General features: G+C 59.7%; 15 protein-coding genes and 1 other RNA gene. 7 read left to right on the top strand and 9 right to left on the bottom strand.

The genetic code is table 11. The features are described 5' to 3' along the window. Window positions 1-115 precede the first annotated feature (115 nt). A complete protein-coding gene (locus IB250_RS00285) occupies window positions 116-1,816 on the bottom strand; it encodes a putative bifunctional diguanylate cyclase/phosphodiesterase (RefSeq protein ID WP_192342531.1) in 1,701 nt (566 codons plus the stop codon). A gap of 397 nt (window positions 1,817-2,213) precedes the next feature. Here IB250_RS00285 and IB250_RS00280 point away from each other — a divergent pair, with 397 nt between their 5' ends. Further along, window positions 2,214-2,540, top strand: a complete 327-nt coding sequence (locus IB250_RS00280) for a helix-turn-helix domain-containing protein (RefSeq protein ID WP_007905395.1) — start codon at window positions 2,214-2,216, stop codon at window positions 2,538-2,540. Between the two features lie 169 nt (window positions 2,541-2,709). Here IB250_RS00280 and ffs read toward each other — a convergent pair. From ffs to IB250_RS00250, 6 genes are all read right to left on the bottom strand, one after another. Next, window positions 2,710-2,806, bottom strand: an RNA gene (gene ffs / locus IB250_RS00275) — signal recognition particle sRNA small type. A 201-nt stretch (window positions 2,807-3,007) separates the two neighbouring features. Further along, window positions 3,008-4,171: a putative zinc-binding metallopeptidase gene (locus tag IB250_RS00270; RefSeq protein WP_192342530.1), complete on the bottom strand. Its 1,164-nt coding sequence runs from the start codon at window positions 4,169-4,171 to the stop codon at window positions 3,008-3,010. A gap of 184 nt (window positions 4,172-4,355) precedes the next feature. Continuing rightward, window positions 4,356-6,713 carry an NAD-dependent DNA ligase LigA gene (gene ligA, locus IB250_RS00265; protein ID WP_192342529.1) on the bottom strand — a complete coding sequence of 786 codons (2,358 nt, stop codon included), beginning with the start codon at window positions 6,711-6,713 and terminating at the stop codon, window positions 4,356-4,358. A 156-nt stretch (window positions 6,714-6,869) separates the two neighbouring features. Then, the gene (gene zipA / locus IB250_RS00260) at window positions 6,870-7,721 is read right to left on the bottom strand and encodes a cell division protein ZipA (protein WP_192342528.1); all 852 of its coding nucleotides are present in this window, start codon (window positions 7,719-7,721) and stop codon (window positions 6,870-6,872) included. A 258-nt stretch (window positions 7,722-7,979) separates the two neighbouring features. After that, the gene (gene smc, locus IB250_RS00255) at window positions 7,980-11,468 is read right to left on the bottom strand and encodes a chromosome segregation protein SMC (protein WP_192342527.1); all 3,489 of its coding nucleotides are present in this window, start codon (window positions 11,466-11,468) and stop codon (window positions 7,980-7,982) included. 2 nt (window positions 11,469-11,470) lie between these two features. Then, window positions 11,471-12,130 (bottom strand): GntR family transcriptional regulator, encoded by a 660-nt coding sequence (locus IB250_RS00250; protein ID WP_192342526.1) that lies wholly within the window; start codon window positions 12,128-12,130, stop codon window positions 11,471-11,473. Between the two features lie 266 nt (window positions 12,131-12,396). Here IB250_RS00250 and xdhA point away from each other — a divergent pair, with 266 nt between their 5' ends. The 4 genes from xdhA to guaD all read left to right on the top strand — a co-directional run bounded on the left by xdhA (window position 12,397) and on the right by guaD (window position 18,575). Beyond that, window positions 12,397-13,851 (top strand): xanthine dehydrogenase small subunit, encoded by a 1,455-nt coding sequence (xdhA, locus tag IB250_RS00245; RefSeq protein ID WP_192342525.1) that lies wholly within the window; start codon window positions 12,397-12,399, stop codon window positions 13,849-13,851. Next, on the top strand, window positions 13,844-16,243 hold the full coding sequence (xdhB, locus tag IB250_RS00240) for a xanthine dehydrogenase molybdopterin binding subunit (RefSeq protein ID WP_192342524.1): 2,400 nt from the start codon (window positions 13,844-13,846) through the stop codon (window positions 16,241-16,243). Before xdhA ends, xdhB begins: the two co-directional genes overlap by 8 nt. A gap of 140 nt (window positions 16,244-16,383) precedes the next feature. Then, complete coding sequence (gene xdhC / locus IB250_RS00235) at window positions 16,384-17,229, top strand: xanthine dehydrogenase accessory protein XdhC (RefSeq protein WP_192342523.1); 846 nt, start codon at window positions 16,384-16,386, stop codon at window positions 17,227-17,229. Window positions 17,230-17,270: 41 nt separating this feature from the next. Next, window positions 17,271-18,575 carry a guanine deaminase gene (gene guaD, locus IB250_RS00230; protein ID WP_192342522.1) on the top strand — a complete coding sequence of 435 codons (1,305 nt, stop codon included), beginning with the start codon at window positions 17,271-17,273 and terminating at the stop codon, window positions 18,573-18,575. A 222-nt stretch (window positions 18,576-18,797) separates the two neighbouring features. Here the strand turns inward: guaD and IB250_RS00225 are convergent, their stop codons facing one another. Then, window positions 18,798-19,562: a GntR family transcriptional regulator gene (locus IB250_RS00225; protein ID WP_123496423.1), complete on the bottom strand. Its 765-nt coding sequence runs from the start codon at window positions 19,560-19,562 to the stop codon at window positions 18,798-18,800. A 357-nt stretch (window positions 19,563-19,919) separates the two neighbouring features. Here IB250_RS00225 and IB250_RS00220 point away from each other — a divergent pair, with 357 nt between their 5' ends. Beyond that, window positions 19,920-21,110, top strand: coding sequence for a benzoate/H(+) symporter BenE family transporter (locus IB250_RS00220; protein WP_192342521.1), 1,191 nt, complete (start codon window positions 19,920-19,922; stop codon window positions 21,108-21,110). 148 nt (window positions 21,111-21,258) lie between these two features. Here IB250_RS00220 and IB250_RS00215 read toward each other — a convergent pair whose 3' ends face one another. Then, window positions 21,259-21,603 carry a YggL family protein gene (locus IB250_RS00215; protein WP_007896965.1) on the bottom strand — a complete coding sequence of 115 codons (345 nt, stop codon included), beginning with the start codon at window positions 21,601-21,603 and terminating at the stop codon, window positions 21,259-21,261. A 234-nt stretch (window positions 21,604-21,837) separates the two neighbouring features. Between IB250_RS00215 and dacB the strand changes: the two genes are divergently transcribed. Beyond that, window positions 21,838-23,298 carry a D-alanyl-D-alanine carboxypeptidase/D-alanyl-D-alanine-endopeptidase gene (dacB, locus tag IB250_RS00210; protein WP_038979930.1) on the top strand — a complete coding sequence of 487 codons (1,461 nt, stop codon included), beginning with the start codon at window positions 21,838-21,840 and terminating at the stop codon, window positions 23,296-23,298. Window positions 23,299-23,406 lie beyond the last annotated feature (108 nt).

Here is a 23,406-nt window from a genome sequence, read left to right as displayed (position 1 = left end):
GCAGCAGTCGTGAGAACAGGCCCTGCAGTCTTTCAGTTAAAACGCGAACTCAGGATTTTACGACGGCTGCGCCGCCGAACGCAGGCTTCGCCAGCTGCTACAGGGCGCCGACGGCTCAGGCTGTCTGCTCGAGTGCCTGCCATTGCAACGGGGCGACAAAACCCGCCACCCAGGCCGGCACCTCACCGGGCGGCATGGGGCGCGCGATGAAATAGCCTTGAGCGACTTCGCATCCCAGCCGCAACAGCAATTCACCGTGCTCAACGCTTTCCAGCCCCTCGGCAATCACCTGCCGGCCGAACGCGCGGGCCAGGCCAATCACCGCAGTGGTCAGGGCCAGGTCGTCACGATCATTCAGAATATCGCGCACGAACGACTTATCGATTTTGATGGTTTGGGTGCGTAAACGCTTGAGGTAACTCAAGGACGAGTAACCCGTGCCGAAATCCCCCAGGGAAAACTGCACCCCCAACGCCTGACAGGCCTGCAAACAGGCACTGACATGCTGGATATTCTCGATCGCCACCGACTCGACGATTTCCAGATCGAGCATCTGCGGGGCGACCTGGGCATGTCGAGCGAGTACCTGCCTGAGCCGCTCGACGAAATCGGCGCGCTGAAAATGTCGCGCCGCTATATTGATACTGACCGGCCAGCCCTGCCCCGCTTGCTGCCAACGGTGCAATTGCGACAGAACCTGATCCATCACCCATTCACCGATATCGATGATCAGGTCGGTGTCCTCCACCAGCGGCAAAAATTCCCGAGGTGGCACCATGCCGTTTTGCGGATGCTCCCAACGCAACAACGCCTCGAACCCGACGACCACGCCACGGCGCATGTTCACCTTGGGCTGGAAATGCAGGCGTAACTCACCGGCGGCCAGCGCCTGACGCACCCGTTCTACGGTCTGGTGAGTGGCCTTGACCTCCTGATCCCGAGAGACATCGAATAGATGAAAGCGGTTTCGCCCGCTCTGCTTGGCCACGTACATCGCTTGATCGGCATGACGCAGCAGGGTTTCGGCATCTTCGTTGTCGTGGGGAAACAGGGTGACGCCGATACTGGCGAACACATTGATGCCTTTGCCGTGCAGCGTGTAAGGCGCCGAAATCGCCCCCAACACGCGATTCAGCGCTGCGCACAATTCCGGCAGATCACGCACATAACGCAGCACCAGTACGAACTCGTCACCGGCCAGTCGCGCCACGACGTCTTCGCCGCGCACAATGTCGCGTAAACGCTTGGCCACTTCCACCAGCAACATATCGCCACTGGCGTGACCGTAACCGTCGTTGACCGCCTTGAACCCATCGAGGTCAAGCATGCACACCGCCAACGGAATGTTTTCATGCCGGGAGAATTCCAGCGCCTGATCCAGCAAGTCCGACAGGAACGCGCGATTGGGCAGCCCGGTCAGCACGTCATGGCCGACCCGCCATTGCAAGGATTGCAGGAGTTGGCGTTTTTCGCTGATGTCGAAACGAATCGACAAGTATCGGTGAACGCGCCCGGTGGCGTCATCGAGCACCGGCACCATGGTGCTGTCGACCCAATACAGGCTGCCATCCTTGGCGCGATTACAGATCTCACCCTTCCAGATATTGCCCAGGGCGATGGTGCGCCACATGGCGGCGAAGAAATCGGCGGAATGCAGGCCGGAGTTCAGCAGGCGATGGTTCTGCCCCAGCAGTTCCTCGCGGCTGTAGCCGGACACGGCGCAGAACTGATCGTTGACATAGGTAATCCGGCCGTCCAGATCGGTCTCGGAAAAAATGGCGGCTGCATCCACGGCCCTGCGGTATTTCTCATCCATGAGTCAGGCTCACTGTCGCTAGCGGTGGTACCGCTCGACCAGCGCAGGATGCCCGGTAGAGGTGTTTTGAGACGTACTGCGCAGAGACACGTTATCACTCCATGAACAGCATTTGATGACCCCGGACCGCCGAAGATCCAGGGCATAGTAGCAACACCGACTCTGGTAATATTTCGCGAGGCTTCAGACCGTCAGCGGCCTTTGTGCATACCCGGCAGGGAACGCAATGCTGGCTTTTTCATATCGCCTAAACTTCAGATAGCAGATCACCCCAAAACCCTTCGAAGCGGCGATTCTACGAAATGCATCACATTTTGCAAAGCAAGGTGATGGATCATGCAGTTGCCTAATGCAAAAATCTATCGTTAAGTTCTTGATTCTAAATGGGAATTGAGCGATGCAAATTTCAAGTTTGGGTCCGGCCATCCGACGCTACCGTAAGGTCGCAGGGCTTACTCAGGCTGAACTCGGCGAAAAAACCGGTTTTGACCCCAAAACCATCAGTCGCTTCGAAACAGGCACCTATACCCCCAGCGTGGAAGCATTGTTTTTGCTTGCCGACGTGCTGGGCGTGAAGCTGAAAGCCTTTTTCGCAGATCTGGAAGACGAAGATGAACAGCGGGCGTACCTGTTCAGCGTCATACACAAAGCCACCCCGAAGGATCTGGGAAAGCTGATCGCAGCGGTTGACCAGGCCTTGTCCAAGCCTAGTGCCAGTAAATGAAAAAAGGAGGCCGATCTGTCGAATGCGACAGATCGGCCTCCTTTTTTTGTATCCCACGCTTTAATTCGGAAACGACGAAACACCGCCCTGGATGAGCTCCATCGCAGGGGGAAAAAGTATTTTTAGATAGAAAACACGAAAGAGGGTTCGTGCTGCGTTATGGAGGCAACCCCACCAGCCACACCCCGGCACACAATGTTCCCGCTGTGGCTGCTTCCTTCCGGATCTGACCAGGTTCACGGGTAATCGTTGCGGGGGGACCGATGGGGTCACCATAACGACGCTCACCTGACGGCGAGCCGCGCCATTGTACCTATCTGAGACGAAGTTACAACCGTTCGCGGAGATTAAAAAATATGAGTCCGGTCAAGGACATGCGCTGACCTTTAAAGATCGCAGCCTGCGGCAGCTCCTACATGGATCGGCGTACACCTGTAGGAGTTGCCGAAGGCTGCGATCTATTGATCCTATTGCGCCAACACCTCATCCGCCCTGCCGCCCTCTTGCTGGATCACCAGATGAATGAAGTGCAGCTTGGCAATCACCGCCGGCGGCAGGACGAACGGATAGAAATCCGGCTGGCCCATGCTGCGTGACAATTCGTTGAGCATGCCGGCCAGTTCGATCCATGCGTTGACGAATGACAGGAACGCCGTGCCACCGGGATGCTGTGGGTCGAATAGCGTGCTCGGCGGAAACGGCTGGTAATCGAAATCCATTTCCTGCGCACTCATGCCAAACCCCAGGGCGGTGTCTACTGCATCCATCATGTGCAGGTAGTGAGCCCAGGTTTCCGCCCAGTCTTCCCAGGGGTGCATGGTGGCGTAGGCGCTGACGTAATAATGCTGCCAGTCAAGCGGCGCGCCTTGCTGATAATGCTGTTCAAGGGCCTCGGCATAGCTTGCTCGCTCGTCACCGAACAGACCGCGGAACGCCTCCAGCCAATGACTGTTGGCGACCAGGCGGTCCCAGTAGTAATGCCCTGTCTCGTGACGAAAGTGACCGAGCAGCGTGCGATAAGGTTCGTGCATCTGCACGCGGACCTGCTCGCGATGGGCATCGTCGGCTTCCTTGATATCGAGGGTGATCAGACCGTTGGCGTGCCCGGTGGTCGGTGGCTTGCCTTCGAGGTCGATACCGATGAAATCGAAAGCCAGACCGATGTCTTCGTCCATGGATTTCGGAATGACTGACAAGCCCAGGCTGATCAACTGCGCTACCAGACGACGCTTGGCGATTTCCACTTTGCGCCAGCGCTCGTGATTCTCGGGGATCGACAGGTCAGGGATGGTGCGATTCAGGCTACAGGCAATGCACAAGGCATCATGATCATTGGCCGGCAGTAGCCAGTTGCATGCGGCTGGAGAATCGAGATTGGCGCAGCGACGGAACACACCCGCATCGGGATCGGCGTCGAGCAACCAGGTATCCGCTTGCGGGCCGGGCTGCAACGACGACAAGCGACTCTGCTGCGGCTGATAGCCCAGCGCTGCCGAACAGGCCAGGCACTGACTGTTGCGAAAGAACAGCGACTGCCCACAGCGGCAATGCCAGACCTTGCTGTTGCGCGAACGCTCGCCCATGAAGGGTGCGGCGATGCGTGAACTGAGCTGTTCGAAAAAGCGGTACATGGCGATCTCTCCCTGGGGCCTGCCAAGACTAGATCATTCTTGTACCGTGATCGTTCCCACGCTCTGCGTGGGAATGCCGCCCCGGACGCTCCGCGTCCGTTGTGACGCAGAGCGTCACGGGATGCGTTACCACGCAGAGCGTGGGAACGATCAACAGCTGCCGAAGGCTGCGATCCTGGCGAACTTAAATGTCGATACCGTGTTTCTTCAGAAACTCGACAAACGCCTCTTCATCCAGCACCTTCAACCCCAGCTCATTGGCCTTGGCCAACTTCGATCCCGCGCCCGGCCCGGCAACCACGCAATGGGTCTTGGCCGACACGGAACCGGCCACCTTGGCACCGAGGCTTTCAAGTTTGTCCTTGGCGACATCGCGACTCATCAGCTCCAGCGAACCCGTCAGCACCCAGGTCTGCCCAGCCAGCGGCAACCCTTCGACGACTTTCTTTTCACTCTGCCAATGCATGCCGAAATCGCGCAGCTGCTTTTGCGCAGCCTCGGCGAGCTGACGATTTTCCGTGCCTGCAAAGAACTCGCGAACCGAAGTCGCCTGTTTCTCCGGCAGCGCCTGACGCATGTCCAGCCAATCAGCGCTCATCACCGCTTCGAGCGAGCCGAACTTGTCCGCAAGCTTCTGCGCCCCGCCCGGCCCGACCGAAGGGATGTGCAATTTGTCGAGGAAGCCGCCCAGCGTGGTACTGGCGGAAAATTCGGCACCCAACTCGCCCTGATCCTGAATCTGCAGGCCGTGCTTGAGCAGATCCGCGATCACCTGCCGGTTGTGCGCATCTTCAAAGAAGCTGTGAATCTCGTGAGCCACTTCCAGCCCGACATCCGGCAGGTACGTGAGCACTTGCGGCAACGCCTGCTGCACCCGCTCCAGCGAACCGAGAGAGCGCGCGAGGACCTTGGCCGTCTCTTCGCCGACATCGGGAATGCCCAAGGCGTAGATGAACCGCGCCAGACTCGGCTGCTTGCTGTCTTCGATGGCGCCGAGCAGGTTCTTGCTCGACAGTTCGGCAAAGCCTTCCAGGTCGACGATCTGCTCGAACGTCAGGGCGTAGAGGTCAGCCGGCGAATTCACCAGGCCTTCATCCACCAATTGCTCGACGCTCTTCTCGCCCAACCCTTCAATGTCCATGGCGCGGCGCGAGACAAAGTGAATGATCGCTTGCTTGAGCTGTGCACCGCAGGCCAGACGGCCGACGCAGCGATACACCGCGCCTTCGCTGATGGTCTCGCGACCCTTGCTGCGCTTGACCAGTTGCGTGCGCTCGACATGGGACCCGCAAACCGGGCACTGCTCGGGAATCTGCACCGGCCGGGCATTCTCCGGACGGCGCTCGGTGACCACTTGCACCACTTGCGGGATCACGTCACCGGCGCGGCGGATGATCACCGTGTCACCGATCATCAGGCCCAGCCGCGCCACTTCATCCATGTTGTGCAAGGTCGCGTTGGCCACGGTGACACCCGCGACCCTGACCGGTTTCAAGCGCGCCACCGGCGTCACGGCACCGGTGCGACCGACCTGGAATTCCACGTCGAGCAACTCGGTGAGTTCTTCCATGGCCGGAAATTTGTGGGCAATCGCCCAACGCGGTTCGCGGGCGCGAAAGCCCAGTTCACGCTGGGACGCAATGCTGTTGACCTTGAACACCACGCCGTCGATTTCATACTGCAGCGCATTGCGACGCTCACCGATGTCGCGGTAGTAATCCAGGCATTCTTCGATGCCATGCGCCAGTTTCAACTCATGACTGATCGGCAGGCCCCAGGTTTTGAGTTGCTGCAGATTGCCAATGTGCGTGTCGGCAATATCCGCCGAAATCTGGCCAATGCCGTAGCAGCAGAACTCCAGCGGACGGTTGGCGGTAATCTTCGAATCCAGCTGCCGCAAGCTGCCCGCCGCCGCGTTACGCGGGTTGGCGAAGGTCTTGCCGCCGACTTCCAGTTGCGTGGCGTTGAGCCGCTCGAAACCGGCCTTGGACATGAACACTTCACCCCGCACTTCCAGGGTCGCCGGCCAACCGGTGCCATGCAGCTTGAGCGGAATATTGCGCACGGTGCGCACGTTGACGCTGATGTCTTCGCCGGTGGTGCCATCGCCGCGAGTGGCGCCGCGCACCAGCACACCGTCCTGGTACAGCAGACTGACCGCCAGGCCATCGAGCTTGGGTTCGCAGCTGTACTCCACCGCCGCGCCAGCGCCGAACAAATCGCCAACCGGCAAGTCCAGCCCTTCCGTCACCCGGCGATCGAATTCGCGCATGTCGGTTTCTTCGAACGCATTGCCCAGGCTGAGCATTGGCACTTCGTGACGCACCTGAGTGAACGCCGACAGCGCCGCGCTACCGACACGCTGAGTCGGCGAGTCGCTGGTGATCAATTCGGGATGGGCCGCTTCGAGGGCCTTGAGCTCGTGGAACAAGCGATCGTATTCGGCGTCCGGAATGCTCGGTTCGTCCAGCACGTGGTAACGATAGTTGTGCTGATCGAGCTCGGCGCGCAGCTCTAGAATGCGGTTTTTGGCGGCGGTCATGGGTGTTCTCTCATAAAGCAAAAGAGCAGCCGAGGCTGCTCTATCTCATCTCTTCAAGATCAAGAGATCGCAGCCTCGTTTTACTCGACAGCTCCTACAGAAAATCGCGACCCCTGTAGGAGCTGTCGAGTAAAACGAGGCTGCGATCTTTTGACTTTAACGCTTCTGGGTCAAAGCGCGACGCTCGAACTCGACGATACGCTGACGGTAGTGCTCAATCGTTTGGGCGGTCAGCACGCTGCGCTGGTCGTCTTTCAGTTCGCCGTTCAGCTCCTGGGACAGTTTGCGAGCCGCAGCCACCATCACGTCGAAGGCTTGCTTGGGATGACGCGGGCCTGGCAGACCGAGGAAGAAGCTCACCGCCGGGGTGCTGAAATGATCGATATCATCCAGATCGAAGACACCCGGCTTGACCGCGTTGGCCATGGAGAACAGGACTTCGCCGTTACCGGCCATGCTTTCGTGACGGTGGAAAATGTCCATCTCGCCGAAACGCAGACCGCTTTCCAGAATGTTCTGCAGCAGTGCCGGGCCCTTGAAGCCAGCCGGGTCGCGGCAGATCACGCTGATCACCAGCACTTCTTCGGCTTGCGGCTGATCTTTCTCGGCCGAGCTGCCAGCCTTGGTGTCATCCGGGAAATCGTCGTCACGGCTGTTGAAGCTCGGGCCGCCGTCCAGATCCAGATTGAGATTCAAGTCGCCTTGCGACGGCTCGCCATGGCCACGCTTGCCGCGCTTGGAACCCGACTCGCGAGGTTCACGGGCAGGCATGCTCACCGACGGCAGATCATGCTCGTCCAGTTGCGGTTCTTTATGGGTATCCAGCACGCGGGGCGGGCCCAACAGCTCGGCGCTGGTGTCCTCATCCGGCAAATTGGACAAACTTCGGTCAAGACGGAATTTCAGTTTTCCCTTGCCGCCGCGCATGCGACGCCAGCCATCGAAAAGAATACCGGCAATGACAATAATGCCGATGACGATCAGCCACTCGCGCAGACCGATTTCCATGTAATCCCGTGCCTCTATAAAAAATGCTGAAAAATAAGGGGTTTACATTGTGTAAACCGCTTTAAAACGTGGCGCCAACTCTATGTTCTGACAGGCGTTTTGCCCACGTATACGAAAAATTGACATTAAACTAGCACGACCAAAGGCAACTTTACACCGTCTCTCACAGTGGCTTGCGCGAATTATGTCGATTGGCCAGCAAGTCAAGGCAGGTAAAAAGCCCTACAGCTCAAAAATACTTGCCCTACACGCAATGACTCAGGCGTCCACCATGGCCATCGCCTCCTCCACATCCACTGCCACCAGACGTGAGCAACCGGGCTCGTGCATCGTCACCCCCATTAATTGATCGGCCATTTCCATAGCGATCTTGTTGTGGGTGATGTAGATGAACTGCACCGTCTGCGACATTTCTTTGACCAGCCGTGCGTAGCGTCCAACGTTAGCGTCATCCAATGGCGCGTCAACCTCATCGAGCATGCAGAACGGCGCCGGATTCAACTTGAAGATGGCAAATACCAGAGCCAATGCGGTCAGGGCTTTTTCGCCACCGGAGAGCAAATGGATGGTGCTGTTCTTCTTTCCTGGCGGCTGCGCCATGATCGTTACCCCTGTATCGAGTAGATCTTCGCCCGTCAGTTCCAAATACGCGCGTCCTCCACCGAAAACTTTTGGGAAAAGGGCCTGTAAACCGCCATTGATCTGATCAAAGGTATCTTTGAAGCGGTTTCGGGTTTCCTTGTCGATCTTGCGAATGACGTTCTCGAGCGTGTCCAGCGCTTCCACCAAATCGTCGTTCTGAGCATCCAGATAACGCTTACGCTCGGATTGTTGCTGGTATTCGTCGATGGCTGCGAGGTTGATCGCGCCGAGGCGCTGAATCCGCGCGGCAATGCGCTCGAGTTCTTCTTCGGCGTCTTTCTCGTTGGCCCCGGCCAGCAGCGTGGCGAGCACGCCGTTGAGATCGTAGCCGTCTTCGAGCAATTGATCCTGCAAAGTCTTGCGCCGCACCGTCAGCGCTTGCCATTCCATGCGCTGCTGCTCGAGCTGGCTGCGAATCAACTGCGATTGCTGCTCGGCCTGAGTGCGGCGCTTCTCGGCATCGCGCAGTTCGCGGTCGGCATCTTCCATGGCCATTTGCGCGGTCTTGAGTTCTTCGTCAACCGTCATGCGCTTGTCGAGCAGCTCTTCGAGTTTCAGCCGCAGCTCTTCCAGCGGCGCCTCGCCCTCTTCCAGATTGAGGCTGAGCTGTTCACGCTTCTCGGTCAGGCGCTCGGACTGCATCTCCAGCCGTTCAAGGGCCTGACGAGTGGAGTCGTGTTGCGCCTTCAGCGAACCGAGGCGCACCGCCAATTGATGCGCATGATCCTTGTGCTGTCGGGCTTCTTGACGCACCCGGTCGAGGCGTTCGCGCAGGCTGTCGCGCTGGGCCAACAGCAACTCACGCTGCTCGGTGTCCAGCGCCATGCTGTCGAGGGCTTCCTGCAATTGCAGGCGCGCTTCGCCGATGTTCTCGTGTTCCAGGGCGCGCTGTTCGCTCAACTCGGCAAGTTCTTCATCGAGACGGGTGCGGCGCAGGGTCAACTGCTCGACCTTGGCTTTGCCGGCGGACAGCTGGGCTTTCAATTCGCCTTGCTGACGGGCCTCGTCTTGCAGCAATCGACGCAGATGTTCGCGGCCGTTTTCCTGCTGACGCTGTTGCGCCCTGAGATTCTGAAGTTGGGTTTCCAGGGTTTCGACCGTGGCTTCGCGCTCTTCGCGTTCAAGGCCCAAGCGCTGGATTTCCTGGCCACGGGCGAGTACGCCGCTTTCGGCTTCACTGGCCCGACGTACGCGCAAAAAGTGTCGGCCGACCCAGTAACCGTCGCGGCTGATCAGGCTTTGCCCGGCAGCCAATTGCCCGCGCAAGGCCAGGGCCTGCTCAAGGCTGTCGACCGGTTTGACCTGCCCCAGCCATGGCGACAAATCAATCTGCGCCTCGACCTTGTCGAGCAAACTGCCGGGCACTCGCACGCCATCGGTGGCCGGGCTGAGCAGGCGCAAATCGCCTTGGGCAAACCCGGCCAGATCGAAGTCACCGAAGTCATCCACCAGCACCGCTTGCAGATCGGCGCCGAGCACGGTTTCCACCGCCAGTTCCCAACCGGCCTCGACCTTCAGGCCTTCGGCCAGACGCGGACGATCGGCCAGATGCTGTTCGCGCAGCCATTCGGCGGTGCCGGTGCCGGGATCGAGCGCGGCTTGCTGCAAGGCTTCCAGCGACGCCAATCGCCCGTTGAGCCGCTGCAAATCACCTTGGGCTTGCTGCTGCGCCGAAAGCGCTTGCTGCAACTCCTGACGCAGTTGCTCAAGGCGTTCGACCTGAGCTTCTTCGCTGGCCTGCAAGTCTTCGAGCGTGGCCTCGGACGCAGCCAATTGCTCGCTGAGTTCCATGATCGCCGCGTCTTCCGGGTCCGCCGATAGCAACGCACGCTCTTCACCAAGACGCTTCTGACGATCGGCCAAACGTTCCAGGCTGGTTTCCAGCTGCTGGATCCGCGACTGCTGAACTTCAGCCTGACGGCGCGGCTCGGCAGCGGTGAGGTTGAACGCGTCCCACTGTTCCTGCCAGCCATGCATGGTGGTTTCGGACTCTTCGAGCGCGGCAGCAGCTTCTTCGGCGGCGGCGCTGGTGACTTCCTGTTCCGGGGTGAGCATGTCCAGCTCTTCGCCCAAGGTCAGCAGCAAGGTGCGGTCGTGGCCCAGGTGAGACTCGGTTTCCAGCCGCGCGCGCTCGGCTTCCCTCAGGTCGTCTTGCAACTGCCGCAAACGTTGTTGACCGTGCTGGATGCTCTGCTCGACCCGGGCGATGTCGCCACCGACCGAATAGAAACGCCCTTGCACCAGATTGAAGCGTTCGGACAGATCGTGATGCCCGTCACGCAGGCGTTCGATGGCCGCATCGGCATTGCGTTGCTCAGCCACCAGGGCTTCGAAGGTGATTTCCTGGGTGCCGATGATCGACTCGCGCTGGCCGACCTGTTCGTTCAACGCCTGCCAGCGCAGAGCCGACAGCTGGGCCTTGAGCTGGCGCTCTTCGCCTTTGTATTCCTGATATTTCTTGGCGGCCTCGGCCTGGCGGTGCAAGCGTTCAAGCTGACGCTCGAGCTCTTCGCGCAGGTCGGTCAGGCGGGCAAGGTTTTCGTGGGTGCGGCGGATACGGTTTTCAGTCTCGCGCCGACGTTCCTTGTACTTGGAAATACCAGCGGCTTCTTCGATGAAATTGCGCAGGTCTTCGGGCTTGGACTCGATCAGCTTGGAGATCATGCCCTGTTCGATGATCGAATAACTGCGCGGGCCAAGACCGGTGCCGAGGAAGATATCGGTGATATCGCGGCGGCGGCATTTGGTGCCGTTGAGGTAGTAGGTGGTCTGGCTGTCGCGGGTCACTTTGCGGCGAATGGAAATTTCCGCATAGGCCGCCCATTCGCCGAGCAGGGTGCCGTCGGAGTTATCGAACACCAGCTCGATGCTGGCCTGACTCACCGGTTTACGGCTGGTCGAACCGTTGAAGATGACGTCGGTCATCGACTCGCCGCGCAAGTTCTTGGCCGAGCTCTCGCCCATCACCCAACGCACGGCGTCGATGATGTTCGACTTGCCGCAACCATTGGGCCCGACCACGGCCGCCATGTTACTGGGGAAGTTCACTGTGGTCGGGTCGACGAAGGATTTGAACCCCGCCAGTTTGATGCACTTGAGCCGCACGCTTAAGCGACCGTCAGGGCAGAAATCACCAGATCGCAACTGCGCTGGGCATACGCCGTCAGCACCACGCGGATCTGAGGAAAGTCACGAGCCAGCACGGCAGCGAGCAAGCGTTCGAACAGCTCGAGGAATTCGCTCATCGAGGCCTTGCGCTGATCCAGCGCGAGGAAATACGCGCGGCTCATGGCCGGCTGCAGATTCTCGACGGTTTCCTGCAAGTACGGGTTGTTGGCGAACGGATAGGCGGCGCGCATCACACTGAAGCTGTCGTCGACGAACGTGCGGATGTCCTGGCGTTCGTAGCTGGCGGTCAGGCGCTGCTGGATCTCCACGAACGGCGCCATGTCGGCCTGGACTTGCCAGCCGCTGGCCACGGCGTTGCCGAGCAGAATGTACAACTCGCTCATCAGCGTGCACAGGCTTTGTACCTTGTGCGCCGTCAGTTCGGTCACGTGGGCGCCACGTCGCGGCAAAATCGCGATCAAGTGGCGGCGCTCGAGGATCAGCAAGGCCTCACGGACTGAACCGCGGCTGACATTGAGCGCCAGCGTGACCTTCTGTTCCTGGATGCGCTCCCCCGGCTTCATTTCGCCGCGAATGATACGTTCGGCGAGGTGGTGAGCGATTTGCTCGGCGAGGCTGTCCGGCGCCTTGAACGTCATGGTTGTCCTTCAAACTCTTCGATCTGCACAAGCGGCGCAGTGTAGCGCAATTGATGGGTCATGGCGGAGTGCCCACCCAGCGGTTTTTGGCACGATTCACGCAAACAGCAAGCTATCCCGTGAGGGTCAATAATGAAGGAACGAGTCGTTGATCGACAAAATGCCATTTCCTGACCTTTAAGTCAGAAAATCATTGACCGAAAAGTCAGACCTGATAAATTCGGCTCATGTCGGTTAACAACAATAATGAGTTTGCGAGGCCTTCCGTGATCCAGTTTTTACTAAACCAGGAACTCCGTAGCGAGCACGCCCTGGACCCGAACCTGACCGTGCTCAATTACCTGCGCGACCATGTGGGCAAACCCGGCACCAAAGAAGGCTGCGCCAGCGGCGACTGTGGCGCCTGCACCGTGGTGGTCGGCGAGTTGCAGAGGGACGACGATGGCCGCGAACACATTCGCTATCGCAGCCTCAACTCGTGCCTGACATTCGTCTCCTCCTTGCACGGCAAGCAACTGATCAGCGTCGAAGACCTCAAGCACCAGGGCGAGCTGCACAGCGTGCAAAAAGCCATGGTTGAGTGCCACGGTTCGCAGTGCGGCTTCTGCACCCCGGGATTCGTGATGTCGTTGTTCGCGCTGCAAAAGAACAGCGACCAGCCCGACGCCCATAAAGCCCACGAAGCGTTGGCCGGCAACCTCTGCCGCTGCACCGGTTATCGGCCGATCCTGGCCGCCGCCGAGCAATCATGCTGTGGCAAACAACCCGACCAATTCGATGCTCGCGAAGCGGAAACTATCGCTCGCCTGAAAGCCATCGCCCCCACCGACATCGGCGAGCTCAATAGTGGCGACAAGCGCTGCCTGGTGCCGCTGACCGTGGCCGATCTGGCCGACCTCTATGACGCTTATCCACAAGCTCGCTTGCTGGCCGGCGGGACGGATCTGGCGCTGGAAGTCACCCAGTTCCACCGCACCTTGCCGGTGATGATCTACGTCGGCAACGTCGCTGAAATGAAACGCATCGAACGCTTCGACGATCGCCTGGAAATCGGCGCCGCCACCGCCCTCTCCGACTGCTATGACGCCTTGAAGGCCGAGTACCCGGACTTCGGCGAATTGCTGCAACGCTTCGCTTCCTTGCAGATCCGCAACCAGGGCACCCTCGGCGGCAACATCGGCAACGCCTCGCCAATCGGCGACTCACCACCGCTGCTGATTGCCCTCGGCGCGCAGATCGTCCTGTGCAAGGGCGAAACTCGCCGCACCATGGCCCTGGAAGATTACTTCATCGATTACCGGGTGACCGCGCGTCAGGAAAGCGAGTTCATCGAAAAGATCATCGTGCCGCGGGCCAGCGTTGAACAACTGTTCCGCGCCTACAAGGTATCCAAGCGTCTGGACGATGACATTTCCGCCGTTTGTGCAGCGTTCAACCTGCGCATCGACACCGGCGTGATCGCCAACGCCCGCGTTGCTTTCGGCGGCATGGCGGCCATTCCAAAACGCGCCAAAAACTGCGAGGCCGCGCTGGTTGGTGCGCCGTTCAACAACGCCACCCTCGAACGCGCATGCGCTGCACTGGCCGAGGACTTCACGCCGCTCTCGGACTTTCGCGCCAGCAAGGAATACCGTCTGCTCAGCGCGCAGAACCTGCTGCGTAAATACTTCATCGAACTGCAAACACCGCACATCGAGACTCGGGTGACCGCTTATGTCTAATCATCACGCTGTAGAGAAGACCCAAGCCGAACTGGCTGAATTGTTCGCCAAGGACCTGACCACCGGTGTCGGCCGCAGCGTCAAGCACGACAGCGCCGACAAGCATGTGTCCGGCGAAGCGCAGTACATCGACGATCGGCTGGAATTCCCCAATCAGCTGCACGTTTATGCACGGCTGTCAGACCGCGCCCACGCAAAAATCATCAGCATCGACACCAAGCCTTGCTACACCTTCGAAGGCGTGCGCATCGCAATCACCCACGAAGATGTGCCAGGCCTGAAAGACATCGGCCCACTGCTGCCGGGCGACCCATTGCTGGCCATCGATGACGTGCAGTTCGTCGGTCAACCGGTACTGGCCGTTGCGGCGAAAGACCTGGAAACCGCACGCAAAGCAGCGATGGCCGCGATCATCGAATACGAAGATCTCGAACCCGTTCTGGACGTGGTCGAAGCCCTGCGCAAACGCCATTTCGTGCTCGACAGCCACACACATCAGCGCGGCGATTCGGCCACCGCGCTTTCTACTGCCGAACATCGCATTCAAGGCACGCTGCACATCGGCGGCCAGGAACACTTCTATCTGGAAACCCAGATCTCTTCGGTGATGCCGACCGAAGACGGCGGCATGATCGTTTATTGCTCGACCCAGAACCCCACCGAAGTGCAGAAACTGGTGGCGGAAGTGTTGGACGTGTCGATGAACAAAATCGTCGTTGATATGCGCCGCATGGGCGGTGGTTTCGGCGGCAAGGAAACCCAGGCGGCAAGCCCGGCGTGCCTGTGCGCGGTGATCGCGCACCTGACCGGCCAGCCGACCAAAATGCGCCTGCCGCGTGTTGAAGACATGTTGATGACCGGCAAGCGTCACCCGTTCTACGTCGAGTACGACGTGGGCTTCGACAGCACTGGCCGCCTGCACGGCATTGCACTGGAACTGGCCGGCAACTGCGGTTGCTCACCGGATTTGTCGGCGTCAATTGTCGACCGCGCGATGTTCCATGCCGACAACTCTTATTACCTGGGCGACGCGACCATCAACGGTCACCGCTGCAAAACCAACACCGCGTCGAACACCGCTTACCGTGGTTTCGGTGGCCCGCAAGGCATGGTCGCCATCGAAGAAGTGATGGACGCGATTGCCCGGCATCTGGGCCTCGATCCGCTGGCCGTGCGCAAGGCCAACTACTACGGCAAGACCGAGCGCAACGTCACCCATTACTACCAGACCGTCGAGCACAACATGCTCGAGGAAATGACCGCCGAACTGGAAGAAAGCAGCCAGTACGCCGAGCGTCGCGAAGCGATCCGTCGCTACAACGCCAACAGCCCGATCCTGAAAAAAGGCCTGGCGCTGACCCCGGTGAAGTTCGGTATTTCCTTCACCGCCAGTTTCCTCAACCAGGCCGGTGCACTGATTCACATCTACACCGACGGCAGCATCCACCTGAACCACGGTGGCACCGAGATGGGCCAGGGTCTGAACACCAAGGTTGCGCAAGTCGTGGCTGAAGTGTTCCAGGTGGAAATGGACCGCGTACAGATCACCGCGACCAACACTGACAAGGTCCCGAACACCTCGCCAACCGCTGCTTCGAGCGGCGCCGACCTCAATGGTAAAGCGGCGCAAAACGCGGCTGAAATCATCAAGAAACGCCTGGTGGAATTCGCCGCGCGGCAATACAAGGTCAGCGAAGAGGACGTGGAATTCCACAACGGTCACGTGCGGGTTCGCGATCACATCCTGACGTTTGAATCGCTGATCCAGCAGGCGTATTTCGCCCAGGTCTCGCTGTCGAGCACCGGCTTCTACAAGACCCCGAAAATCTACTACGACCGCAGTCAGGCCCGTGGTCGGCCGTTCTACTACTACGCCTTCGGTGCGGCCTGCGCCGAGGTGATCGTCGATACCCTGACCGGCGAGTACAAGATGCTACGCACCGACATTCTGCATGACGTCGGCGACTCGCTGAACCCGGCGATCGACATCGGTCAGGTCGAGGGTGGTTTCATCCAGGGCATGGGCTGGCTGACCATGGAAGAACTGGTGTGGAACAACAAAGGCAAACTGATGACCAACGGCCCGGCCAGCTACAAGATCCCGGCGGTGGCAGACATGCCATTGGACCTGCGGGTGAAGCTAGTGGAGAACCGCAAGAACCCGGAAGACACGGTGTTCCATTCCAAGGCCGTGGGTGAGCCGCCGTTCATGCTCGGCATTGCCGCGTGGTGTGCGATCAAGGACGCCGTGGCCAGCTTGGGCGATTACAGGCATCAACCGAAAATCGACGCACCGGCGACGCCGGAGCGGGTGTTGTGGGGGTGCGAGCAGATGCGCCAGTTGAAGGTGACCAAGGCTGCCGAAGCCGAGGCCGAGTTGGCTCCGCTCTAAACCGCGGCGCGGCCAATCGCCAGCAGGCTGGCTCCCACAGGATTTGCGTTGAATCCAGATTGTGTGGACACCACAAACCCTGTGGGAGCTAGCCTGCTAGCGATGACGGCCGAACAGACAACAAAGATGTTGAGGTGAATATGTACAACTGGATCGACGCCCTCGCCGACCTGCAAACCCGGGGCGAACCCTGTGTGTTGGTGACCATCATCGAAGAGCTCGGCTCGACGCCGCGCAATGCCGGCTCGAAGATGGTCATCAGCGCCACGCAAGCCTTCGACACCATCGGTGGTGGGCATCTGGAATACAAGGCCATGCAGATCGGCCGCGAGATGCTTGCCAGCGGCAAGCAGGACACCCACCTTGAGCGCTTCAGCCTCGGCGCCAGCCTGGGCCAGTGCTGCGGCGGCGTGACGGTGTTGCTGTTCGAACCGATGGGCCAGGTCCAGGCGCAGATCGCCGTATTCGGCGCCGGCCACGTCGGCCGGGCGCTGGTGCCGCTGCTCGCCAGCCTGCCCTGCCGGGTGCGCTGGATCGACTCGCGGGAAGCTGAATTCCCCGATCAGATCCCCCACGGCGTGCGCAAAATCGTCACTGAAGAACCGCTGGATGAAGTGGATGATCTGCCCGCCGGCAGCTACTGCATCGTCATGACCCACAACCACCAGCTCGACCTTGAACTCACCGCCGCGATCCTCAAGCGCAATGACTTCGCTTACTTCGGCCTGATCGGTTCGAAGACCAAACGGGTGAAGTTCGAACACCGCCTGCGTGACCGCGGTTTCGACAGCGCCGTGCTGCAACGCATGCGCTGCCCGATGGGCATCGGCGAAGTCAAAGGCAAGTTGCCTGTGGAAATCGCCATCTCCATCGCCGGCGAAATCATCGCCACCTATAACGCGAATTTCGGCCAGCACACCGCCAGCGCCGGATCATCGATCGCCAAACTGCTGCCTGCTTCACGCCGCAGCCAAGCTTTGAACTGAAAGCTTCGAACTGAACAGCTTCGAACTAATTGAGAACGCTCATGCCTCTGACTCGCAAAGCCTACCGCGCCGCCCTCCTGCACAGCATCGCCGATCCCGCCGAAGTGGGTATCGAAGCTTCGTACGAGTATTTCGAAGACGGCCTGCTGGTAGTCGATAACGGCCAGATCAGCGCCATCGGCCACGCCAGCGAATTGCTGCCGACCCTGCCGGCCGACATCGAGATCACCCATTATCAGGACGCACTGATCACTCCGGGCTTCATCGATACCCACATTCACTTGCCGCAAACCGGCATGGTTGGCGCCTACGGCGAACAGCTTCTGGATTGGCTGAATACCTACACCTTTCCCTGTGAAAGCCAGTTCGCCGACAAGAACCATGCGGACGAAGTCGCGGACATTTTCATCAAGGAACTGCTGCGCAACGGTACCACCACCGCACTGGTGTTCGGCAGCGTGCATCCGCAATCGGTGAACTCGTTTTTCGAAGCCGCCGAACAGCTGGACCTGCGCATGATCGCCGGCAAGGTGATGATGGACCGCAACGCGCCGGACTACCTGACCGACACCGCCGAATCGAGCTACGTCGAAAGCAAGGCGCTGATCGAGCGCTGGCACGGCAAGGGCCGCTTGCACTACGCGGTCACTCCGCGTTTTGCACCGACCAGCACCCCGGAACAACTGACCCTCGCCGGCCAGTTGCTCAGCGAATACCCGGATCTGTATATGCAGACCCACATCAGCGAAAACCTCAAGGAAATCGAGTGGGTCAAGGCGCTGTTCCCGGAGCGCAAAGGTTACCTGGATGTCTACGATCACTACCAATTGCTCGGTGAACGCTCGGTATTCGCCCACGGCGTGCACCTGTGCGACGACGAGTGCGCGCGGCTGGCGCAAACCGGGTCGGCCATCGCCTTCTGCCCGACCTCGAACTTCTTCCTCGGCAGCGGCTTGTTCAATCTGCCGATGGCCGAGAAGCACAAACTCAATGTCGGTCTCGGTACCGACGTCGGTGGCGGCACCAGCTTCTCGCTGCTGCAAACCCTGAACGAAGCCTACAAAGTCATGCAACTGCAAGGCGCGCGGCTGAGCCCCTTCAAGTCGCTGTACCTGGCCACCCTCGGCGGCGCCCGCGCGCTACGTCTGGAAGACAAGATCGGTACCTTGCAACCGGGTACCGACGCGGACTTCCTGGTGCTGGACTACAACGCCACGCCACTGCTCAGCTATCGCCTGAAACAGGCCAATAACATTGCCGAGACGTTGTTTGTATTGATGACGCTGGGGGATGACCGGACTGTTCTGCAGACGTATGCGGCGGGGAATCTGGTGCATCAGCGTTAAGCTATTCCGGGGGCTGATCGTTCCCATGCTCCGCGTGGGAATGCCTCTAGGGACGCTCCGCGTCCAGTGACGCGGAGCGTCACGGGCTGCATTCCCACGCAGAGCGTGGGAATGATCTGTAACATTTGAAATGCATTCCCCTGCTCGCGATGGGCGCGACTCGGTCTATCAGAGTTTCGCGACCGGCCGCCCAGGAGCGTGGGAACGATCAGCGTCAGGAAGTCAGAGCTTGGCAGTCGAGCGCCCAGGCTTCCTGGTCTGCAACAAATGCGAAAACACCGCATGCAAATCATCCGACGCGCTTTCTTCGTCGAGGTTGAGTTTGCTGTCGATGTGGTCCATGTGATGCATCATCAAATCCACCGCCAGCGTCGCGTCCCGCGCTTCGATCGCGTCGATCAACTGGGTGTGCTCATCATAAGAACAGTGGGAACGGTTGCCGCTCTCGTACTGGGCGATGATCAACGAAGTCTGCGACACCAGGCTGCGCTGGAAGCTGATCAGCGGGGCATTTTTCGCCGCTTCGGCCAGTTTCAAATGGAACTCGCCGGACAGACGGATACCGGCACCACGATCGCCACGGGAAAAACTGTCGCGCTCGTCGTTGACCATCTGCCGCAATTCGAGAAGTTGCTCGGCGGTGGCGTGCTGAACCGCCAATTCAGTGATCGCCCGCTCCACCAGACGCCGCGCCAGAAACACCTGACGGGCCTCTTCGACACTCGGGCTGGCGACGACAGCACCGCGATTCGGTCGCAGCAACACCACGCCTTCATGGGCCAGGCGCGACAGCGCGCGGCGAATGATGGTGCGGCTGACCCCGAAAATTTCCCCCAGCGCTTCTTCGCTCAACTTGGTGCCGGGCGCCAGACGCTGTTCGAGGATGGCCTCGAAGATATGCGCGTAGACCATATCGTCCTGGGTACCGCTGCGCCCGGCTTTGCCTGCTCGCGGTTGTTTCTTGAGGGGTTGCAACTGTTCGTTCATGGGCACTCGAGTCGGGAGAACTGCGGCGAATTGACCGTGACTGTAATACGGCACAGTGGGTCGCTGGCAAGTATCGCGTAAAAAACACCGCGATTGTACACAATGGAAGGTGGCAACACGACTGTACGGCTGTTTGTCGCCCTCGCTGTATCGCAACGACCGGTTACTTTTCAGTTTAGGCTTGAACGCAGAATCCGCAGCCTGAACACAATCCCTTGTGGGAGCGTGGCTTGCCCGCGAAGGCGCCGTGTCATTCAGCATTGATGTCGACTGACACTACGCATTCGCGGGCAAGCCACGCTCCCACAGGGTTCAGCGTCGCTTCGGACATCTTCATGTATAAGGAACACCGCTTTCATGACCGACGCCACGCACACGCAGCTTCGCCCTCTGACTGACACATCACCCTCGGCCATCGTCGCCGGGTTCATTGCCATGATGACCGGCTACACCAGCTCACTGGTGCTGATGTTCCAGGCCGGGCAAGCAGCAGGCCTGACCAGCGGGCAGATTTCGTCGTGGATCTGGGCGATCTCTATCGGCATGGCGGTGTGCTCGATCGGCTTGTCCCTGCGCTACTGCACCCCGATCACCATCGCCTGGTCGACCCCCGGCGCGGCGTTGCTGATCACCAGCCTTGGCGGTGTCAGCTACGGCGAGGCCATTGGCGCCTATATCACTTGCGCGGTGCTGGTGACCCTCTGTGGCCTGACCGGCAGTTTCGAACGGCTGGTGAAAAAGATACCGGCCTCATTGGCGGCGGCGTTGCTGGCGGGGATTCTGTTCAAGATCGGCAGCGAGATTTTCGTCGCCGCCCAGCACCGCACTGCGCTGGTCCTGGGAATGTTCTTCACCTATCTGGTGGTTAAGCGCCTCTCGCCGCGCTACGCCGTGCTCGCCGCGCTGTTGATCGGCACTGTGCTGTCAGGATTTATGGGGTTGCTGGATTTCAGTGGCTTCCATCTGGAAGTCGCGACACCGGTCTGGACTACACCGCATTTCTCCCTGGCCGCGACCATCAGCATTGGCATTCCGCTGTTCGTGGTGGCGATGACCTCGCAGAACATGCCGGGTATCGCCGTATTGCGCGCCGATGGCTACAACGTGCCGGCCTCACCGCTGATCACCACCACCGGTATTGCCTCGTTGCTGTTGGCGCCCTTCGGCTCCCATGGGATCAACCTGGCCGCCATCAGCGCGGCAATCTGCACCGGGCCGCATGCCCATGAAGATCGCAACAAGCGCTACACGGCCGCCGTCTGGTGCGGGATCTTCTACGGGATTGCCGGGGTGTTCGGCGCGACGCTGGCGGCGTTGTTTGCCGCACTGCCTAAGGAATTGGTGCTGTCGATTGCCGCGCTGGCGCTGTTCGGCTCGATCATCAATGGGTTGAGCATTGCCATGGCGCAAGTGCAGGAACGGGAAGCGGCGCTGATTACCTTTATGGTCACGGCGTCGGGGTTGACGCTGTTTTCCATCGGTTCGGCGTTCTGGGGGATTGTGGCGGGGGTGTTGACGTTATTGATCTTGAATTGGCGTCGAGGTTAAAAGATCGCAGCCTCGTTTCACTCGACAGCTCCTACACAGCGCCTAGCTTCGAATGCGTTGCCCTGTAGGAGCTGTCGAGTGAAACGAGGCTGCGATCCTTTGATCTTCAAAAAAAACGGCGACTCTTGGGTCGCCGTTTTTTTGAACATCAAGCTACCGGATTGATCGGCTTTTCCGGGTACCAGACGTCGATCAGCGGGCTGACGGTTGCTTCGGTCAGTTCGCTGCGGCCTTTGAGCCAGGCTTCAACAGCAGCACGCTGCTCTTCGGAGACCGAGCCACGCTTTTGCAGGCAAACCAGACCGAAGTCGTCGCCGCCAACATAGCCCAGACCGTTGGCTTCCATGGCTTCTTTCAGGAACGCGTCGAGGAAAGCATCAATGGCTTCATCAGCCAAATCTTCTTTGAAATCCAGGTTCAGTTCGAAACCCAGCTCTTGAAATTCATCGACGCACAGTTTTTTGCGCAGACGCTGGGAACGGTTAGTCGCCATTGGAACAATCCTCATAAGTATTAACGGGCCGCACTTTAGCAGTTTAAGGCGCCGATTGCCCGTCCCAGAATGCCGCTACACCTACCGCCGGTAAAAAAATAGCCGATTAGACGACCGGGGTACGGCACAAGCTGTTGCACCTTGGGGCATAATGCCGACACTTTCATGACCGCTGAGGGAATTTATCTCCATGCCCTCGTCTTTTTTCCCCTCGGCTGTAGGGTTTTATTTCAAATGATCAAATCTTTGCGTCCATTGCTGCTGGCCAGTCTTCTTTTGCCCCTGGCTCTCCCCGTTTCCGCCGCCTCGATCAATACCGCCCTGTCGCCCAACGTCGAAAAGGCTCTCAAGGCCAGCAAACTGCAAGACAGTGCCCTGTCGCTGGTAATGATCCCGCTCAACGGCCCGGGCACCCCAACCATTCATAACGCTGATGTTTCGGTTAACCCGGCCTCGACCATGAAGCTGGTGACCACGTACGCCGCGCTGGAAATGCTCGGCCCGAACCACCAGTGGAAAACCGAGTTCTACACCGACGGCACCCTCAGCGGCGGCATCCTCAACGGCAACCTCTACCTCAAGGGTGGCGGCGATCCGAAGCTCAACATGGAAAAACTCTGGCTGCTGATGCGCGATTTGCGCGCCAACGGCGTGACCCAGGTCACCGGCGACCTGGTGCTGGACCGCGGTTTCTTCGTGCAACCACAACTGCCTGAATTCAACGACGACGGCAACGACGAGAACAAACCGTTCCTGGTCAAACCCGACGCGCTGCTGGTCAACCTCAAGGCCCTGCGCTTCGTGGCCCGCAACGACTCGGGCAAGGTCCTGGTGTCGGTCGAGCCACCGATTGCCAGCATCCGCATCGACAATCAGGTCAAGGCGCTCAACTCCAAGCAATGCACCGGTGGCGTGCGTTACAACCCGGTGCCCCAGGCTGATGGCAGCGTCACCGTGACCGTCGGCGGTCAGTTGGGCGAAGGCTGCAGCTCCCAGACCTACCTGTCGCTGCTCGACCACGCGACCTACACCGCTGGCGCTGTGCGGGCGATCTGGAAGGAACTGGGCGGCAGCATCCAGGGCCAGGATCGTCTGGCACCGACGCCGAGCAACGCCAAGGTGCTGGCCCGGGCCTACTCGCCAGACCTGGCGGAGATCATTCGCGACATCAACAAATACAGTAACAACACCATGGCTCAGCAGTTGTTCCTGAGCCTGGGCCAGAAGTTCCGCACGGATGCCGACGGTGACGACGCCAAGGCAGCCCAGCGCGTGGTGCGTCAGTGGCTGGCGAGAAAAGGCATCACTGCGCCGCACCTGGTGATGGAGAACGGCTCCGGCCTGTCCCGCGCCGAGCGAGTGAGTGCCCGTGAAATGGCCGCGATGCTGCAAGCCGCCTGGCGCAGCCCGTATTCCGCCGAGTTCATCAGCTCGATGCCCATTGCCGGCACCGACGGCACCATGCGCAAACGCCTGAAGACTACCGCGATGCGCGGTGAAGCCCACGTCAAGACCGGCACCCTGAACACCGTGCGCGCCATCTCCGGCTACAGCCGCGACATCAATGGCAATACCTGGGCGGTGGTGGCGATCCTCAACGACAAGGCACCGTTTGGCGCCTCCTCGGTGCTGGATCAGGTGCTGCTGGACCTGTATCGCCAGCCGAAACTGCCGGAAACGGCTTCGGTGTTGTAACCCCCAACCTGATCGTTCCCACGCTCTGCGTGGGAATGCAGCCGGTGACGCTCCGCGTCCCTGCCGAAGCGGACGCGGAGCGTCCATTGAGGCATTCCCACGCAGAGC

It is taken from the genome of Pseudomonas sp. PDM09 (genome assembly GCF_014852305.1).
In the GTDB taxonomy this organism is placed as follows: domain Bacteria; phylum Pseudomonadota; class Gammaproteobacteria; order Pseudomonadales; family Pseudomonadaceae; genus Aquipseudomonas.
Note: the sequence above shows the minus strand (reverse complement) of the source record. Positions and strands in the feature narration are given on the sequence as shown.

What these genes read in the sequence shown, in the direction of transcription:
- IB250_RS00285 (WP_192342531.1), bottom strand. Translation starts at nt 1,816, where the DNA reads ATGGATGAGAAATACCGCAGGGCCGTGGATGCAGCCGCCATTTTTTCC.
- IB250_RS00280 (WP_007905395.1), top strand. Translation starts at nt 2,214, where the DNA reads ATGCAAATTTCAAGTTTGGGTCCGGCCATCCGACGCTACCGTAAGGTC.
- IB250_RS00270 (WP_192342530.1), bottom strand. Translation starts at nt 4,171, where the DNA reads ATGTACCGCTTTTTCGAACAGCTCAGTTCACGCATCGCCGCACCCTTC.
- ligA (WP_192342529.1), bottom strand. Translation starts at nt 6,713, where the DNA reads ATGACCGCCGCCAAAAACCGCATTCTAGAGCTGCGCGCCGAGCTCGAT.
- zipA (WP_192342528.1), bottom strand. Translation starts at nt 7,721, where the DNA reads ATGGAAATCGGTCTGCGCGAGTGGCTGATCGTCATCGGCATTATTGTC.
- IB250_RS00250 (WP_192342526.1), bottom strand. Translation starts at nt 12,130, where the DNA reads ATGACGTTCAAGGCGCCGGACAGCCTCGCCGAGCAAATCGCTCACCAC.
- xdhB (WP_192342524.1), top strand. Translation starts at nt 13,844, where the DNA reads ATGTCTAATCATCACGCTGTAGAGAAGACCCAAGCCGAACTGGCTGAA.
- xdhC (WP_192342523.1), top strand. Translation starts at nt 16,384, where the DNA reads ATGTACAACTGGATCGACGCCCTCGCCGACCTGCAAACCCGGGGCGAA.
- guaD (WP_192342522.1), top strand. Translation starts at nt 17,271, where the DNA reads ATGCCTCTGACTCGCAAAGCCTACCGCGCCGCCCTCCTGCACAGCATC.
- IB250_RS00225 (WP_123496423.1), bottom strand. Translation starts at nt 19,562, where the DNA reads ATGAACGAACAGTTGCAACCCCTCAAGAAACAACCGCGAGCAGGCAAA.
- IB250_RS00220 (WP_192342521.1), top strand. Translation starts at nt 19,920, where the DNA reads ATGACCGACGCCACGCACACGCAGCTTCGCCCTCTGACTGACACATCA.
- IB250_RS00215 (WP_007896965.1), bottom strand. Translation starts at nt 21,603, where the DNA reads ATGGCGACTAACCGTTCCCAGCGTCTGCGCAAAAAACTGTGCGTCGAT.
- dacB (WP_038979930.1), top strand. Translation starts at nt 21,838, where the DNA reads ATGATCAAATCTTTGCGTCCATTGCTGCTGGCCAGTCTTCTTTTGCCC.